This window comes from Pseudomonas sp. NPDC087185, from assembly GCF_044744955.1.
GTDB lineage: Bacteria > Pseudomonadota > Gammaproteobacteria > Pseudomonadales > Pseudomonadaceae > Aquipseudomonas.
Genome location: NZ_JBIUZK010000008.1, coordinates 87,987 through 103,469 on the forward strand (window position 1 = coordinate 87,987; position 15,483 = coordinate 103,469).

10 protein-coding genes are annotated in these 15,483 nt (G+C 54.1%); 5 read left to right on the top strand and 5 right to left on the bottom strand.

All coding sequences use genetic code 11. The features are described from left to right. The first annotated feature begins 1 nt into the window (after nt 1). The 5 genes from ACIPIJ_RS24280 (at nt 2) to ACIPIJ_RS24300 (ending at nt 9,850) form a co-directional block, all read left to right on the top strand. Nucleotides 2–2,302 carry a DUF7024 domain-containing protein gene (locus ACIPIJ_RS24280; RefSeq protein WP_401081553.1) on the top strand — a complete coding sequence of 767 codons (2,301 nt, stop codon included), beginning with the start codon at nt 2–4 and terminating at the stop codon, nt 2,300–2,302. 321 nt (nt 2,303–2,623) lie between these two features. Next, entirely contained in the window at nt 2,624–3,418 is a 795-nt protein-coding gene (locus tag ACIPIJ_RS24285; RefSeq protein WP_401081556.1) for an ABC transporter permease, read from the top strand. Then, a complete protein-coding gene (locus ACIPIJ_RS24290; protein ID WP_401081559.1) occupies nt 3,415–4,632 on the top strand; it encodes an ABC transporter ATP-binding protein in 1,218 nt (405 codons plus the stop codon). Before ACIPIJ_RS24285 ends, ACIPIJ_RS24290 begins: the two co-directional genes overlap by 4 nt. Then, nucleotides 4,629–6,128: a class I SAM-dependent methyltransferase gene (locus ACIPIJ_RS24295; RefSeq protein ID WP_401081562.1), complete on the top strand. Its 1,500-nt coding sequence runs from the start codon at nt 4,629–4,631 to the stop codon at nt 6,126–6,128. Before ACIPIJ_RS24290 ends, ACIPIJ_RS24295 begins: the two co-directional genes overlap by 4 nt. Further along, the gene (locus ACIPIJ_RS24300) at nt 6,128–9,850 is read left to right on the top strand and encodes a glycosyltransferase (protein WP_401081565.1); all 3,723 of its coding nucleotides are present in this window, start codon (nt 6,128–6,130) and stop codon (nt 9,848–9,850) included. Before ACIPIJ_RS24295 ends, ACIPIJ_RS24300 begins: the two co-directional genes overlap by 1 nt. Nucleotides 9,851–9,928: 78 nt before the next feature. On the opposite strand, the gene ACIPIJ_RS24305 is transcribed toward ACIPIJ_RS24300, so the two are convergent. The 5 genes from ACIPIJ_RS24305 to ihfB all read right to left on the bottom strand — a co-directional run bounded on the left by ACIPIJ_RS24305 (nt 9,929) and on the right by ihfB (nt 15,312). Beyond that, nucleotides 9,929–11,290, bottom strand: coding sequence for a phosphomannomutase (locus ACIPIJ_RS24305; RefSeq protein WP_401081568.1), 1,362 nt, complete (start codon nt 11,288–11,290; stop codon nt 9,929–9,931). Nucleotides 11,291–11,417: 127 nt separating this feature from the next. Beyond that, the gene (locus tag ACIPIJ_RS24310) at nt 11,418–12,860 is read right to left on the bottom strand and encodes a mannose-1-phosphate guanylyltransferase/mannose-6-phosphate isomerase (protein WP_401081571.1); all 1,443 of its coding nucleotides are present in this window, start codon (nt 12,858–12,860) and stop codon (nt 11,418–11,420) included. Between the two features lie 321 nt (nt 12,861–13,181). Continuing rightward, on the bottom strand, nt 13,182–14,630 hold the full coding sequence (locus ACIPIJ_RS24315; RefSeq protein WP_401081574.1) for an MBL fold metallo-hydrolase RNA specificity domain-containing protein: 1,449 nt from the start codon (nt 14,628–14,630) through the stop codon (nt 13,182–13,184). Between the two features lie 102 nt (nt 14,631–14,732). Then, complete coding sequence (locus ACIPIJ_RS24320; RefSeq protein WP_401081577.1) at nt 14,733–14,996, bottom strand: lipopolysaccharide assembly protein LapA domain-containing protein; 264 nt, start codon at nt 14,994–14,996, stop codon at nt 14,733–14,735. A gap of 19 nt (nt 14,997–15,015) precedes the next feature. Further along, nucleotides 15,016–15,312, bottom strand: coding sequence for an integration host factor subunit beta (gene ihfB / locus ACIPIJ_RS24325; protein ID WP_012313292.1), 297 nt, complete (start codon nt 15,310–15,312; stop codon nt 15,016–15,018). Between the last annotated feature and the right edge of the window lie 171 nt (nt 15,313–15,483).

The window sequence follows — 15,483 nt, forward strand, 5'->3', positions numbered from 1 at the left end:
TTTGAACTCACCTAATCTTCATGCCAGAGCAGGCAGCCTGCCTACATCGACCCAACTTGGGTGGCGAAGCATTGTCAATGAAGACTGGCGCTTGATACTTATCGGTGCAATTGCGTCTTTCTTTCTTGCCAGTTTGATAACCTCTGGAGCGCCAGCAGGGTTCATTCCAGACCTGTCAGTGCCATTCGGTTATAATGGCGACTCGATTTTTCACGCCTGGATGGCCAATCGGGTCGATGAAGGCTGGATATTCAACAACGCCAGAAGCGGCTATCCCTTCGGCTCCAACTTTCTCGACTATCCCGGTGCCGATGCTGGCAACCACCTTGTCATCAAGCTACTTTCGGGCTTGACCGGGGGGTGGGTCGGTGGGCTCAACCTGTACTACCTGCTCGGGTTTCCGACGTGCTTCGTCGCTAGTTATATTACAAGCCGTGCATTCGGATTGAACCGCAGTTTCTCAATGGCCGTGGCCTTACTCTATAGCTTCACGCCTTTTCACTTCCTTCGCTTAATATACCAACATCTTTTTTATACATGGTACTTTGTAGTACCTGTATTTTTCTACTTAGCACTCAGCGTTTACCGGGCCGGCCAGCCCCCCCAGATCGGTAGCCTGCCAGCCCGTATTACCAAAGCAGTCCCAGCAACACTGGGATTATTCATACTTGCCTCATTTGGTGTTTATTACGCGGTATTCGGCGTCATTGTCATTGCCTTGGCTGGCCTTTTGAGCTGGGTGAACTCAAAACACCTCCAAGGCCTGAAAAAATCTATCCTGTTGAGTTGCGCTATCGGCGCAGGCGTTGCCCTCAATGTCGCTCCAAATGTGATAAACACCTACACGAATGGCGCGAATGAAGAAGCGGCACAACGCTCGCCAGGCCAGTCAGAACACCTCGGTTTCAAGTTAATGCAGCTGATGCTGCCAAGACTGGATCACAGGTCGTCAGCGTTGGCCAACCTGACGCAGGTTTATAACAACAGCTCTCCACTGATCAATGAAAATGCCACGGCGACACTCGGCATGATCGGCGCGGGAGGGCTAGTGCTGGTATTCTTCTTCCTGCTGTTCAAGCCATCGGGCGCTGCCGATGATGAACGCCTACGCCTTGTTGCTGCAATTACCTTTGTACTTTTCATGTTCGGCACCATAGGCGGGCTAGGTACAGTCTTTGCTTGGATCGTCTCCCCGTCCATCAGGGGCTGGAACAGGATCAGTGTTTTCATTGCCTTCAGCACTGTATTGTTCACTTTTATAGCATTGCAAATACTGCTAAAAGAAAAGGCTCCGCGCCTCGCCCGATACGCTGCAGCCATTGCCGCAGTAGCGCTGTTGTTTGGCCTGCTCGACCAGACCGTTCCTGCTTGCAAAAGCTGCTATGTGCAGCGTAAAGCTGAGTTCGAAAACGACAAGCACTTCGTTCAATCGATCGAAAGCGAGTTGCCTCCTGGGGCTGCCGTGTATCAGTTACCGTACTTCGGCTTCCCAGAAGAGCCGCCCATGAATCGGATGATGAGCTACCAATCTATGGCCGGCGTTATCCACTCCAAGGGGCTGCACTGGAGCTTCGGCGGGATGAAGGGACGGGATGGTGACGCGTTCTATCGTGCCTTGGCCAAAGAGTCAACGAGCAAGCAACTGAGTGTGATTCGCCAACTTGGCTTTGACGGAATCTATATTGATCGCCGAGGCTATGCCGACAACGGTGATGCCTTGATCAGTGAGTTGACCGAGCTTCTTCAAAGCACCCCACAGTTAGTCAGCAGCAGTGGCGACCAAGTTTTCTTCAGGGTCACCGGTAGCCAGCATCGGCCACTGGAACACCTCAGCCCAGCTCAGATCATGAAGCTGTCGGGATACTACGTCGATCACAACGGCATTCGCTACCCTTCCACCCTGGAGAACGGCATTGACTTCACCAGAGAAGGATGGCCAGAGTTTATCGCCAACGTGAAAGGCGTATGGCCCCTGGAATCTTGGGGCAGGTGGTCAGTCAAACCGGAAGTTACCCTCGACTTCACTGAACCCTTACCGCAGAAATTTACCTTGATATTAAAGGCTCGTGCATTCGCATCTAACGCTCAGCACCCTACTCGCATTCGGGTAGCCGATAGGGAATACACAGCCCAGCTGACGGGCGATACCTCAGAGGTGCGGGTGGAGGTCGATCTCCAGGGCTCAAGCACTAATCGAATTACTTTCATCCCGCACGCTCCAACCTCACCCCGGAAAATTATGGGTGGTTCGGATGATCGAATGCTGGGTATCGGTTTCGTATCGATGCGTATAGAGCAATAGCCTACCCACATAGCCTCGTGCGGGCGCTACTGATCTGGTGCCCGCGCTGATGCCATAGCTGCACTGACCGTGCATGCCTTTTTCTCTGATATCCTTAAGGTTCTCATCATTACCAATTGCGAAAAAGCAGGGCACCAAACATCAAGCGCTTGAGCACTACTCAGCGGAGCGTGTACGAAAAACCGATATTACTTTGCTACCAAGCTATAGATACTTGTGCGAATACTTTACTGGACCAAGATCCAAAGCTGCAGCCTTGTCTGACGGGTAATTTCCAGAAAATTCGCTCAATCAGAAGTCACAGAATTACAAGGAGAATACATGTTTGGATTGTTGAGAGGGCTATACAGCTATAGAAGCTTCATCGCCACCTCGATCCGCAATGAGTTTGTGTCGCGATTTTCGCGAAGCAGCCTGGGTGGGCTGTGGATGATAATCAATCCACTGGCAAATGTGCTGATCTATGCGCTGATTCTTTCGAACGTACTGGCCGCAAAACTGCCTGGCATTGACAATAAATATTCATACGCATTGTATCTGATGGCCGGCACCCTAGCGTGGAGCTTGTTCGCCGAAATCATCAACCGGTGCCTGACATTGTTCATTGAGAATGGCAACCTCATGAAGAAGATGAGGTTCCCACGAATCACGCTACCTTTCATCGTACTTGGCTCCGCCCTGTTAAACAACCTGCTCCTATTACTATCAGTACTCGGCGTATTTGTTTGCCTAGGCCACTGGCCAACATTACAGATGTTGTGGGCCATTCCACTAATCATAATGGTAGCGGCCTTGGCCATGGGCATAGGCCTTATCCTTGGCGTGCTCAATGTATTTGTTAGAGACATTGGGCAAGTAGTACCTATTGTTTTGCAGATACTTTTCTGGTTTACGCCCATTGTCTACCCCATTACCATCATCCCTGAAGAATTGAAAACGCTGATCGGCTACAACCCAATGTTCCCGATAGTGAGCGCATACCACGACATCTTTGTTTATGGTGTAACCCCTCACCTTTCACAAATCGCGTTCACGTTCGGCATCACTTTGCTGCTGCTCGCCTTCAGTCTCTATATATTTCGCCGCGCGGCCCCTGAGATGGTGGATGCACTATGAGCCTTATGAGTGCTAAAGATCTGGGCAAGGCCTACCGCACCTACAGGAGTGAGTGGCAGCGTATTGCACGATGGTTAGGTGTCAATACTAGCCCCCGCGAGGAGCACTGGGTGCTCAGGCATATCAATTTCGAGATAAATGCCGGTGAAGCGATAGGCATAGTTGGGCAGAATGGAGCGGGGAAATCGACCTTGCTGAAGATGCTCACTGGTACGTTGCAACCTACCACAGGTGAGGTCAAGGTAAACGGACGTATTGCTGCAATTCTGGAACTTGGCATGGGCTTTAATCCGGAACTGACAGGCCGTCAGAATGTGTATCACGCTGCAGGACTGATGGGCTTCAGTGCACAAGACATCGAGCAGTTGATGCCGGCCATAGAAGCATTTGCTGAAGTGGGGGAATACTTTGACCAAGCTGTTCGAACGTATTCCAGCGGCATGCAAATGCGGGTAGCGTTCGCTGTAGCAACGGCTAAGCGCCCAGAGATCCTGATTGTCGACGAAGCGTTGTCAGTGGGTGACAGCTATTTCCAGCATAAGAGCTTTGACCGAATCCGGGAATTTCAGGAGCAAGGTACGACGCTATTGATAGTTTCTCATGATCGTAGTTCGATTCAGGCGCTGTGCGACCGCGTCTTGCTGATCGAAGGCGGCACCGTGATCAAGGATGGCGCCCCTGAAGAAGTGATGGATTTTTACAACGCCATCATTTCCGAAAAGGAGAACGCCACTGTCCAAGTGCACAAGTTAGAGGATGGCACGGTTCAAACAAGATCCGGCTCAGGTGAAGCCTCTATTGAGAGCCTTGCCCTGTATGATGAGGACCATAACCCAATTGAATTTGTAACCGTTGGCCAAGCGGTTAACTTAACAATCAAAGTCAACATCAACAAGGCTATTCCAGAACTGGTCGTTGGCTACATGATCAAGGATCGACTGGGGCAAACCATCTACGGCACTAACACTCACCACCTTCAAAAAAAGATGGGCGCATTGAGTGCTGGCCTTCAACTGGAATACAGTTTCAGATTCAATGCCAACATCGGCGTTGGGTCATACTCCATAGCGGTTGCTCTTCATACCGCAGACACTCACCTCAATGCAAACTACGAGTGGCGAGACTTGGCGCTGGTATTTAATGTTATCAATATTGATAAGGTCCCATTCGTTGGCTCTGCCTGGATCCAGCCCACTGTGGAGTGCGATCAATGACTCAATTTTATCGCGCATTTGAAGATGAACATCGCGGCTCTCATGACGTGATCAAAGAACGCTTGCAGGTGTATCTTCCTTTTGCACTGCCGTTACTGACACTTTACCCCAATGCGCGCGCGCTCGACGTAGGCTGTGGTCGGGGTGAGTGGTTGGAAACGCTGGTGGAAAACGGCTTCGACGCGACGGGAGTGGACCTTGACGATGGAATGCTTGAGGCGTGCAGTGCCCGTCAACTCCCCGCGCAAAAGGCTGATGCGCTCGTCTATCTGCAATCAATGCCTAACGAATCTTTCGCTATGGTTACGGGTTTCCATATCGCGGAGCACATCTCTTTCGACAATCTTAGAGAGCTGGTGTCCGAAGCCCACCGGGTCCTCCAACCTGGGGGACTGCTGATTTTAGAAACCCCCAACGCAGAAAATCTTATCGTAGGTACGCAGAACTTCTACCTGGATCCAACTCATGAGCGCCCAATCCCGCACATGCTTCTGGATTTTCTTGCGAGATTTTGCGGCTTTGAACGCAGTAAACTATTGCGGTTACAGGAAAATCCCAATCTGGCGCACGCTGACTCACTGACGCTCATGGATGTAATCGGAGGCACAAGCCCTGATTATGCAATTGTTGCCCAGAAAGAATACGCCGGTCTCGATACGTCAGCGTTCGATGGCGCATTTGAGGAGGATTATGGCCTGAGTATGGCTGAACTTGCCCACCGTTACGAGTTGACATTAGACGGCAAAGCCGAAAAACAACGTCTAGCGCTAGAGGATCGCACTGCAGCACTAGACGCAAAGACTGTAGAGCAGCACGTGAATCTGTTGAGCAACCAGAACTTAATCAATGCCAGGGTTGATGCCATTGAACAAACGCAACTGGTTATTGAGAGCCAGCTATACGGCGTTCAAAAATCAGTTCTAGCGCTAAAACTAGAAGAACTCAAGCTGGCCAACGCCTCCTTGCAAAGGTCGTTGGACGAGACACATAAAAACGCTCACCACTGGTATACAGAAGCGGAGGAGCGCCAGCAGCACATTATCGCACTGAGAGATGCAATCAACTATAAAGATCAAGCAATCAATGCATTGAGTGATAATGTGCAGCAGTTAAAGTCGAGTACGTCTTGGCGAATCACTGCCCCCATGCGCAAAAGCGTGACCGTTACCAAAGTGCTTATGACTTCGCCATCACAAGCTACTAAACGCATAGTCAGAGCGCTGGGAAAAAGAGCGCTGAAGCACAAGAGCCTGATCAAAATTGCCAAGAAAATTTTGCAGCGTTTCCCGACTCTGAACGCGCATGCGAGAAAACTGGCTGTTCGCTTGCAAACCGAGGCCGCATTTTCTAATCACGGCGTTCATTTCAATGAACATTACTCGGCTCCCATGACTGATGCAAGCCAGGCGCCGGCGCCGCCCGCCCAATTTACGGAAAACGCGAAGGCCATTTACAATCGCCTTAATAGCAACGTTCAACGCAAGGAGATGAACTGATGCGCGTCGTCATTGACCTCCAAGGGGCACAGGCAGAAAACAGAACCCGAGGCATTGGGCGATATGCACTGTCGTTCGCCAAAGCGTTTATCAAGCATCGTGGTGAAATCGAAGTTTATGTTGTTCTCAATGGCTTATTTGAGGAGTCAATCGACTCCATCCGCGACGAGCTATACGGCCTGTTACCAAGCAGCCATATCCAAGTATGGTTACCTAACGCCAATGTGAGCGCGCTTGCGCCTGAACATACTTGGAGCCGCAAGGCAGCCGAACTGGTCAGGGAAGCATTCATCGCAGGCCTGGATCCTGATCTGGTGCTTGTGTCTAGCCTGTTCGAAGGCTTGGTGGATGACGCGGTCACGAGCATCAAGACGTTAAATGCGTCCACCCCCACTGCCGCAATCGTCTATGACTTGATACCGCACATCAACCCTGATGATTATTTGCATTCTCCGCCGGTGCGTCAGTGGTATGAAACCAAACTCAAGCACCTGCGGCGCGCCGACCTTATATTGGCGATCTCGAATTCGTCGCGTTCTGAGGTAATTGATCACTTGGGTTTCACGCCCAGCGAGGTAGTCAATATTTCTACGGCGATCGACACTGATCGATACCGGCCCGTGGTCAGCGAAGACATGGATATTGCGCTGAAGGGACGCCTCGGAATCGATCGCGAATTCGTGATGTATACGGGAGGCATCGATCCACGGAAAAATATAGAGGGTTTAATCAAGGCCTACGCCAAGCTGTCCGCACCCGTGCAGTGCAAGCACCAGCTTGTTATCGTGTGTAAGATACAGCCAGAAGAACGCTCACGCCTCGAACGCCTGGCAGTGTCGAGCGGCCTTAGCAAAAACGACGTGCGCTTTACCGGATACGTCAGCGAAGAAGATCTGGTCGCTTTGTACAATGCCTGCAAGCTTTTCATCTTCCCCTCATTCCATGAGGGTTTTGGCCTTCCAGCGCTGGAAGCAATGTCTTGCGGCAAGCCCGTCATAGCTTCGGATACCTCCAGCCTGCCGGAAGTCGTTGGTTGCTCGGAAGCACTGTTTGACCCTTACCAAACAGATTCCATTACAGCCAAGCTTCAAGACGTACTCGTCGACGACGCTTTACGATCAAGGCTCGCCATGTCGGCAATTGAACAGTCGACTAAGTTCAGTTGGGACCAGACCGCAATAACGGCGATCAGTGCCATTCAAAAGCTGATTATTGAGCGTCGAGCAATTTCAAGCCCGACTGCAACACCCAGACAGCCTCGACTGGCCTACGTCTCCCCGCTCCCTCCCGCCCGCAGTGGCATTAGCGATTATAGTGCAGAGCTACTTCCCGAACTTGCCGCACATTATCAGATCGATGTAATTCTGGCACAGGAGTCGGCATCACCCGTCGATGCCGGCATAAACTACACCTTACGCTCAGTCGCCTGGTTTGAAGACAACGCGCATTTATTTGATCGGGTAATTTATCACTTCGGAAACTCCACTTTCCACGACCACATGTTCCGCTTGATAGAAAAAATCCCCGGAACGGTAGTTCTTCATGATTTCTTCTTGTCTGGTATCGTGGCCAACATGGAAGTACACCAAGGACAGCCAGGATTTTGGACCCAAGCGCTCTACCACGGTCATGGATACAAAGCCGTTAGTGATCGAATCCACGGCGAAGACACCGCTGACGCTGTATGGAAGTACTCCTGCAACCTACGAGTATTGCAGCAAGCAGAGGGCATCATTGTGCACTCTCATTACTCGATTCGCTTAGCACAGCAGTGGTATGGCGAAAACTCGGGATTGAAGTGGGCAGAAATCCCCTTGCTGCGTACACCACGGTTCTCGGACGCGCGCAAACGAACTCAGACACGGGAAAGACTTGGTTTCTCAGAACAAGATTTCGTAGTTTGCAGCTACGGCTTGCTGGGTCCTTCGAAACTCAATGATCGTCTACTCGAGGCATGGCTTGACTCACAGCTCTCGAAAGACGAAAACTGCTACCTTGTTTATGTCGGGCAAAACAGCGAAGGTGCATTTGGCGAGGCCCTGCTGAAAAGAATTAAGGCCAGCCCTTGCCGCGATCGGATCAAGATCACCGGCTGGGCCGATGCGGATGCGTTCAAATCTTATTTAGAAGTTGCGGATGCCGCCGTGCAACTCAGAACCTTGTCACGAGGCGAGACCTCAGCTGCCGTGCTAGACTGCCTGAATTATGGTATCGCCACAATTGTCAATGCCAACGGCAGCATGTCGGACATATCTGAGTCGAGCCTCATCAAGCTCTCGGATGATTTCAGTAACGCCGAACTGTCAGAGGCACTGACTTTGCTCAGGAATGATATCCATATTCGAGCGCGAATCGGTGCTGAAGGGCAACGACTGATACATACGCGACATTCGCCACGTGCTTGCGCCGAGCTCTACCACCAATCCATCGAAAAATTCCACGAAGAATCTTTCCATTCAGTGGCTGAATTGGTGACGTCCATTGGCGCGTTGGAAAAGACTAACTTCAGTTTTGAAGGCTCAATGGCAGTTGCAAACTCGATAGACCAGAGCATCAGGCCGACGATTGCAAAGCCTCAGCTGCTTGTGGATATATCCGAACTGGTAAACCGAGACGCAAAAACTGGAATTCAGCGCGTCGTTCGCAATATCCTTGAAATCTGGCTGCTGAACCCTCCCGGCAATTATCGAGTCGAGCCTGTCTATGCAACGGAGCATGAAGCTGGCTATCGTTATGCGCGCCAATTTACACTCGGTTTTTTGAACTGCCCGCCCCACCTGCTTCATGATGAACCCGTTGTGGTTCACAGTGGAGACCACTTTATCGGCCTAGATTTGCAGCCAGTGGTAGTTCCCAAACAACAAGCGGCACTAGCGGACATGCGGCGCCGCGGCGTGAAAGTTCAATTTGTTGTTTATGACTTGCTGCTGAAGAAACTTTCTGACTGCTTCCCACCTGGCGCCGACGGCATTGTGGATGAATGGCTGAAGGTCGTTTCACAATCTGACGGGGTAATCTGCATATCAAAGGCTGTAGCGGATGAAATGACCGAGTGGGTTGAAGACTATCGCACCCCACCCAAGCGACCGTTCTCTATTAATTGGTTCCATCTGGGCGCCGACATTACGAAACCTAGCCATTCCGAGGCAACAGCTCCTATCCCGACAGAATTGACCTCTAGCCTTAAAAATCGACACTCTTTCTTGATGGTAGGCACGATCGAACCGAGAAAAGGCCACGCACAAGTTCTCGATGCATTCGAATTGCTTTGGGCCAATCAGCAAGACGTTAATCTTTTGATTGTCGGAAAGGAAGGCTGGCTGGTGGAGCCACTGATCAAGCGTTTGAGAAATCATCCAGAAAAAGGCAACAGACTGTTCTGGTTTGAAGGAATCGATGATGATTATCTAAGCGCGCTATATACACACGCAGACGCTCTGATCGCTGCGTCACTTGGTGAAGGATTCGGATTGCCACTCATTGAAGCAGCGCAGTACGGTGTACCGCTGATTGTGCGAGACATTCCGGTGTTCCGCGAAGTGGCGAAAAACCATGCGTACTACTTCACGGGGAAATTAGGGCAGGATCTGTACACTAGCCTCAATGCTTGGCTCGAACTGCATGCTAAAGCGGAGCACCCTAAGTCAGTCAGTATGCCTTGGATGACCTGGAAGCAAAGCGCACAACAGCTCTTCATAGCATCCCAGTCTGCTGCTGAGTAACCTAGAAACCACAAGCCCCCAACGTCGGGGGCTTGTGGTTACTGGAAGCCAGTTAGCCGTACCTGAATCACCTCTACTCTAGCCCTGAATCAGACGGGCGATTTCCGCAACGCGTTGCGTTACCAGCGCCTCATCGGCGCGGCTTTCGACGTTCAAGCGCAACAGCGGCTCAGTATTCGACCCCCTGAGGCTGAAGCGCCAGTCAGCGAATTCGACGCTGATACCGTCCGTGCGGTCGACGCTAGGGTTTTGCGCTGTATAGAAGTCGAGGATCTTCTCGATGGTGCCCTTTACATCGGCCACTTCGTAGTTGATCTCACCACTGCACGGGAACGCGGCAATGCGCTCATCCACCAACTGCGCAAGGCTCTTGCCACTGACACTCATCAGCTCGGCAACCAACAACCAGGGGATATTGCCGCTGTCGCAATAAGCGAAATCACGGAAATAATGGTGGGCGCTCATTTCGCCGCCATACACGGCGTCTTCGGCGCGCATGCGCTCTTTGATGAACGCATGGCCGGTTTTGCTCTGAATGGCCAGGCCGCCGGCGGCTTCGACTTGCTCGATGGTGTTCCAGGTCAGGCGCGGATCGTGGATGATCTTGCTGCCCGGGTGCTTGGCCAGCAGCATCTCTGCCAGCAGGCCGACCACGTAGTAGCCCTCGATGAAGCGGCCCTGGTTGTCAAAGAAGAAGCAGCGGTCGAAGTCGCCATCGAAAGCGATGCCCATGTCGGCGCCGGTTTCGAGTACGGCCTGACGGGTCAGGTCGCGGTTCTCTGGCAGCAGCGGGTTGGGAATGCCGTTGGGGAAGTTGCCATCCGGCTCGCCGTTGATGATGGTGATGTCCAGTGGCAGGCGTGCCTTGAGCAGCTCCAGCACCGGGCCGACGGCGCCGTTGCCGGGGTCGGCCAGCACCTTGAGGGGCTTGAGGGCGGACAGGTCGACGTAGGTCAGCAGGTGGTCGATGTAAGCCGTCTTGTCGAATGCTTCGCGCACGCTGCCCGGCGTGGCAGCCACGGTGCCGAGATCGCCGGCCTCGACGCGCTGGCGGATGTCGTTCAGGCCAGTATCGCCGCTGATCGGACGGGACTGCTCGCGCACCAGCTTCATGCCGTTGTAACCCTTGGGGTTATGGCTGGCGGTGACCATGATGCCGCCGTCGGCCTGGTAATGGCTGGTGGCGAAGTAGACTTCTTCGGTGCCGCACAGGCCGATGTCGATCACATCAGCGCCGCCTTCGGTCAGGCCTTTCTTCAAGGCGCGGGACAGGCCTGGGCTTTCCAGGCGCATGTCGCGGCCGACTACGTAGGTACGCCCGCCCAGTTGGGCCACCAGGGCACGGCCGATGCGGTAGGCCACATCGTCGTTGAGGTCAGCGGGCACTTGGCCGCGGATGTCATAGGCTTTGAAGCAACGGGTCTGGATAGGTGCGTGCATACAACTCACTTGATGCGGCGCTGAATGAACGGGCGCCGATTGAAAGGCGGAGGTCAGCGGCTATTGGCTGCTCAATATGAGCCCGCAACCCCGTAAAGGGGCCACGGACCGACTGAATGACCGGGTATCAGGCGCCACAACGGCCGTAGTTATCCTCGAAGCGGACGATGTCGTCCTCGCCAAGGTAATCGCCGCTCTGCACTTCGATCAGGACCAGGTCGATAACACCTGGATTCTGCAAACGGTGTTTGTGGCCGGCACGGATGAAGGTGGACTCGTTGGTATTGAGCATCAGCTCCTGGTCGTCGTTGACGACCACGGCCATGCCGCTGACCACGATCCAATGCTCACTGCGGTGATGGTGCATCTGCAGTGAAAGCGACGCCTTGGGCTTGACCACGATGCGCTTGATCTTGAACCGCTCGCCCTCTTCCAACGTGGTGTACGTACCCCACGGACGGTGCACCGTCTGGTGCAGCATGTGTGCTGTGTGGCCATCACTCTTGAGGCGCTTGACGATGTGCTTTACATCCTGCGCGTGATCTTTGTGCGCGATCAGCAAGGCATCGGGCGTATCCACCACCAGCAAGTCCTGCACACCGACCAGCGCGGCAAGACGGTCTTCGGTGCTGACGTAGTTGTTACTGGCACCGTATGCCATCACCTCGCCTTCGAAACGGTTGCCCTGCTCATCTGGCGGGGTCAATTCGCTGACCGCATTCCACGAGCCGATATCGCTCCAGCCGATGTCGCAAGGGATGGTTGCCACCTTGCGCGAGCGCTCCATCAGCGCGTAGTCAATGGAGATGTCCGGCACCTTGGCAAAGCTGTCGGCATCCAGGGCCAGGCAGCTGTAACCGGCGGAAGTAGAACGACGGGACGCGGCAAGCGTAGTGGCAACTGCCTCCAGGACATCGGGCGCATGCGCCTTGAACTCCTCGATGACAGTTCCAACCTGGAAGCAGAACATACCCGCGTTCCAGAAGTAGTTACCGGCAGCAACGTACGATTCCGCGGTCTTCAGGTCAGGTTTTTCAACGAACCGCTCCACCTTGAGCCCGCCTTCGAGCACACCCCGGGGATCAGCCTCGATATAACCGAAGCCGGTTTCCGGATACTGAGGTTTTATACCGAACGTCACCAGCCAGCCTTGCCCGGCCAGCTGCACGGCCTTGCTTACGGCTTCGCAGAAGGCTTGCTCATTCTGGATGAGGTGGTCAGCGGCCAGTACCAGCATGTGAGCCTGCGGGCCATGCGTCTCTTGCAACTGCAAAGCGGCCGCAGCGACCGCTGCGGCGGTATTGCGACCGAAGGGCTCGAGGATGTAGCCCTGGGCATGCCCTTTGCTGTTGATGGCGCGATACTCGTCCTCGGTCTTGAACAACAGTTCACGGTTGGTAACGGTCAGCAACTCGACCACCCCATCCAACTGAGCTGCCCGCAGGAACGTTTTCTGAATAAGATTTTGCCCGTCCGGCAACGTCATGAATGGCTTCGGATGAGCCTCACGGGAGACAGGCCAGAGGCGACTGCCAACACCACCGGATAGGATTACCGGGATCAATTCCATCTTCGAGTCCTTAAGGGCCCCTAGAATTCGTTCAATTCAGGGCACCGGCACATGTCTTATTTCTGATTGCCATCGTGAGATCCGCAACGGCTCTAGTCCAGCGCCCAGCATGTTCATTTCCTGGCCATCCATAGGCCCAGGATTCAAGCATCGGCCAGTAGAATATCAGAGATTTTTCATCGCAGGTTGCCGGCCACACTGCAGCGTATCCCGCATCCTGCGTACGCTCAAGGTCCACCACCTGCTGCTGTAAACGCCACGAAACACTTCATGGCGCGCATCAGACAACGCCACCCGGCATCGTTCACTCGACCCTGCGTTTCAGGCCGGAATCTTGATGTTCGGCCGCGTTGTCGAGCCGGCATATTCACGCTCCAGTGCGGCAGCCAGTGCAAGCTTGCCCCGACGCTCACCGTGCACCAGAACGATGGACGCAGGCGGGCTGGCCATGCTTGTGACAAACTCGACAAGCCCCGCCTGATCAGCATGCGCCGAATAACCGCCAAGGCTGATCACCTTCGCCCTGATCTCATGCATCTGCCCATCCAGATCAATCTGTACAAACCCCTCCGCCCCCTCGCTGGCCTGGATAACCGCACCCGGCGTGCCCTTGGCTTGATAACCGACAAACATCACTTCATGACGGGGGTCACCCAGCATCGCCTTGAGGTAATTGACGATCCGCCCACCGGAGCACATGCCATTGCCAGCTATGACAATCGCCGGCCGGCCGGTGCTCTTGAGGTAATTGACCACTTGCTGATGCCTGGCATGGGTATCCACGCAGACCAACTGGCCGAAGCCAAGGGGGTCCCTGCCCTGCCCCAAGCGCATCCTGGCCTCATGATTCCAGTACTCATGCAGCTCGCCATAAACCTTGGTAATGCGCTGGGCCAGCGGTGAGTCGAGGATGACCGGCAAACGGGACCAATCGACCCCCAATACGGGGTCGGCCCCTTCACCCCCTTTGCTTTCAGCCAGCAAAGCCTTGCGGTGAAGGATCTCTTCGAGCTCGTACAGCAGCTCCTGGGTACGCCCCAGGCTGAAGGCGGGAACTAGCAGGGTGCCATTGTCGGCAAGCGCCCGGTCGACGGCCGCTTCGAGCCGCTGCAGGCGATCACGTCGATCAGGGTGCAGCCGGTCACCATAGGTGCTTTCCAGTATCAGCAGATCGGCACGCTCGGGCGAGCACAAAGCCCTTAACAGCGGGTTGTTGGCTGACCCGAGATCGCCAGAGAAGACAATGCGCTTGCTGCGCTCCACGCACGGGTACCGCACATCGCATTCGACATACGCAGACCCCAACAAATGGCCGGCACGTTGCAAGCGAATGGAACACAGCACATCGCCCTGCTCAACCAGCGGATGCCATTGCTCGAAAGGTAATGCCACGATGAGCCGCTGAAGCAGAGCGAGGTAGCGATCGACCTGTACTGGGTCTGCACTGACTCCCAGCTTGTAGGCATCTTCCAGCACCAACGGCAGCAATCTGGCCGAGGGCTCGCTACACAGAATCGGCCCGCGATAACCCGCAGCCAGCAGCGCAGGAATACGGCCGACATGATCAAGATGAACATGGGTAACGATCAGCGCCTGGATACCCGCGATGTCGAAGCCCACAGGCGCAGTCTCGGCACCAGGCGCGACGTCGGCACCCTGCTCCAGCCCGCAGTCGATCAGCAGGCTCGAGGATGCATCGAGGTGAAGCTGGTGGCAGGAGCCTGTGACGCTCCGGGTACCACCATGATGGGAAAGCGTAGGAAATGCCATGCTGCTGCGCGCTCGTCTTGGCCGGGAATGAAGTGCGTATTACTTCATTTCAGCGCCCCCGCGCACAGGTGATCGCTTCCTATAAAAGGGTAGGATTTCCCTTTAATTACCGCTCAGCACCGCCTGACGCGCCGAAGCGCGAATCTTGCGCTTGCTCCGCTGCACACCATAGGCGCCCAACAGAGGGCCCACCGCCAGCCCAACCACCAGGGCAGCCAATACTGGGACCGCCACGGGTACGGCCGGCGCCGCCCAACCAAACAACACCAGCGCTACGGTTTGCTGGTTCTCCAGCACGAAGAACAGCACCACAGCCGCCAACAGCAGCACGAATAACGCCGCGAGGGCACGCTTGAGGTTACGCATCAGATTGCTCCTTCATCACTCAGGGATGCTCGTGCTCTTCTTCATTGACCCGGTCACGCAGCTCTTTACCCGGTTTGAAATGCGGCACGAACTTGCCTTCGAGCTCCACCGATTGGCCGGTCTTGGGATTACGCCCGACCCGCGGCGCGCGATAGTGCAAGGAAAAGCTGCCAAAACCCCGGATCTCGATGCGATCACCAGTAGCCAGGCATTGGGACATCTGTTCAAGCATGGTCTTGATTGCCAACTCCACATCCTTGGACGAGAGTAGCCCTTGATGGGTGACAATACGTTCGATCAGCTCCGACTTCGTCATGTTTTTCCCTTCGTTATCAAGCAGCTAGATCATTGCTTAATCAGTTTGTAGCACGCTCGGAAGGATTTGAACAGGCCGGTTCTTGACTTAATAAAAAAATTCAAGATTCAAGTGTGAGGAAATAAGATCCGAGTTGCGCTGCACCCCATCGCTGGCAGCCGGCTCCCACAG

Coding starts and splice junctions, on each gene's coding strand:
- ACIPIJ_RS24285 (WP_401081556.1), top strand. CDS start 2,624: ATGTTTGGATTGTTGAGAGGGCTATACAGCTATAGAAGCTTCATCGCC.
- ACIPIJ_RS24290 (WP_401081559.1), top strand. CDS start 3,415: ATGAGCCTTATGAGTGCTAAAGATCTGGGCAAGGCCTACCGCACCTAC.
- ACIPIJ_RS24295 (WP_401081562.1), top strand. CDS start 4,629: ATGACTCAATTTTATCGCGCATTTGAAGATGAACATCGCGGCTCTCAT.
- ACIPIJ_RS24300 (WP_401081565.1), top strand. CDS start 6,128: ATGCGCGTCGTCATTGACCTCCAAGGGGCACAGGCAGAAAACAGAACC.
- ACIPIJ_RS24305 (WP_401081568.1), bottom strand. CDS start 11,290: ATGCACGCACCTATCCAGACCCGTTGCTTCAAAGCCTATGACATCCGC.
- ACIPIJ_RS24310 (WP_401081571.1), bottom strand. CDS start 12,860: ATGGAATTGATCCCGGTAATCCTATCCGGTGGTGTTGGCAGTCGCCTC.
- ACIPIJ_RS24315 (WP_401081574.1), bottom strand. CDS start 14,630: ATGGCATTTCCTACGCTTTCCCATCATGGTGGTACCCGGAGCGTCACA.
- ACIPIJ_RS24320 (WP_401081577.1), bottom strand. CDS start 14,996: ATGCGTAACCTCAAGCGTGCCCTCGCGGCGTTATTCGTGCTGCTGTTG.
- ihfB (WP_012313292.1), bottom strand. CDS start 15,312: ATGACGAAGTCGGAGCTGATCGAACGTATTGTCACCCATCAAGGGCTA.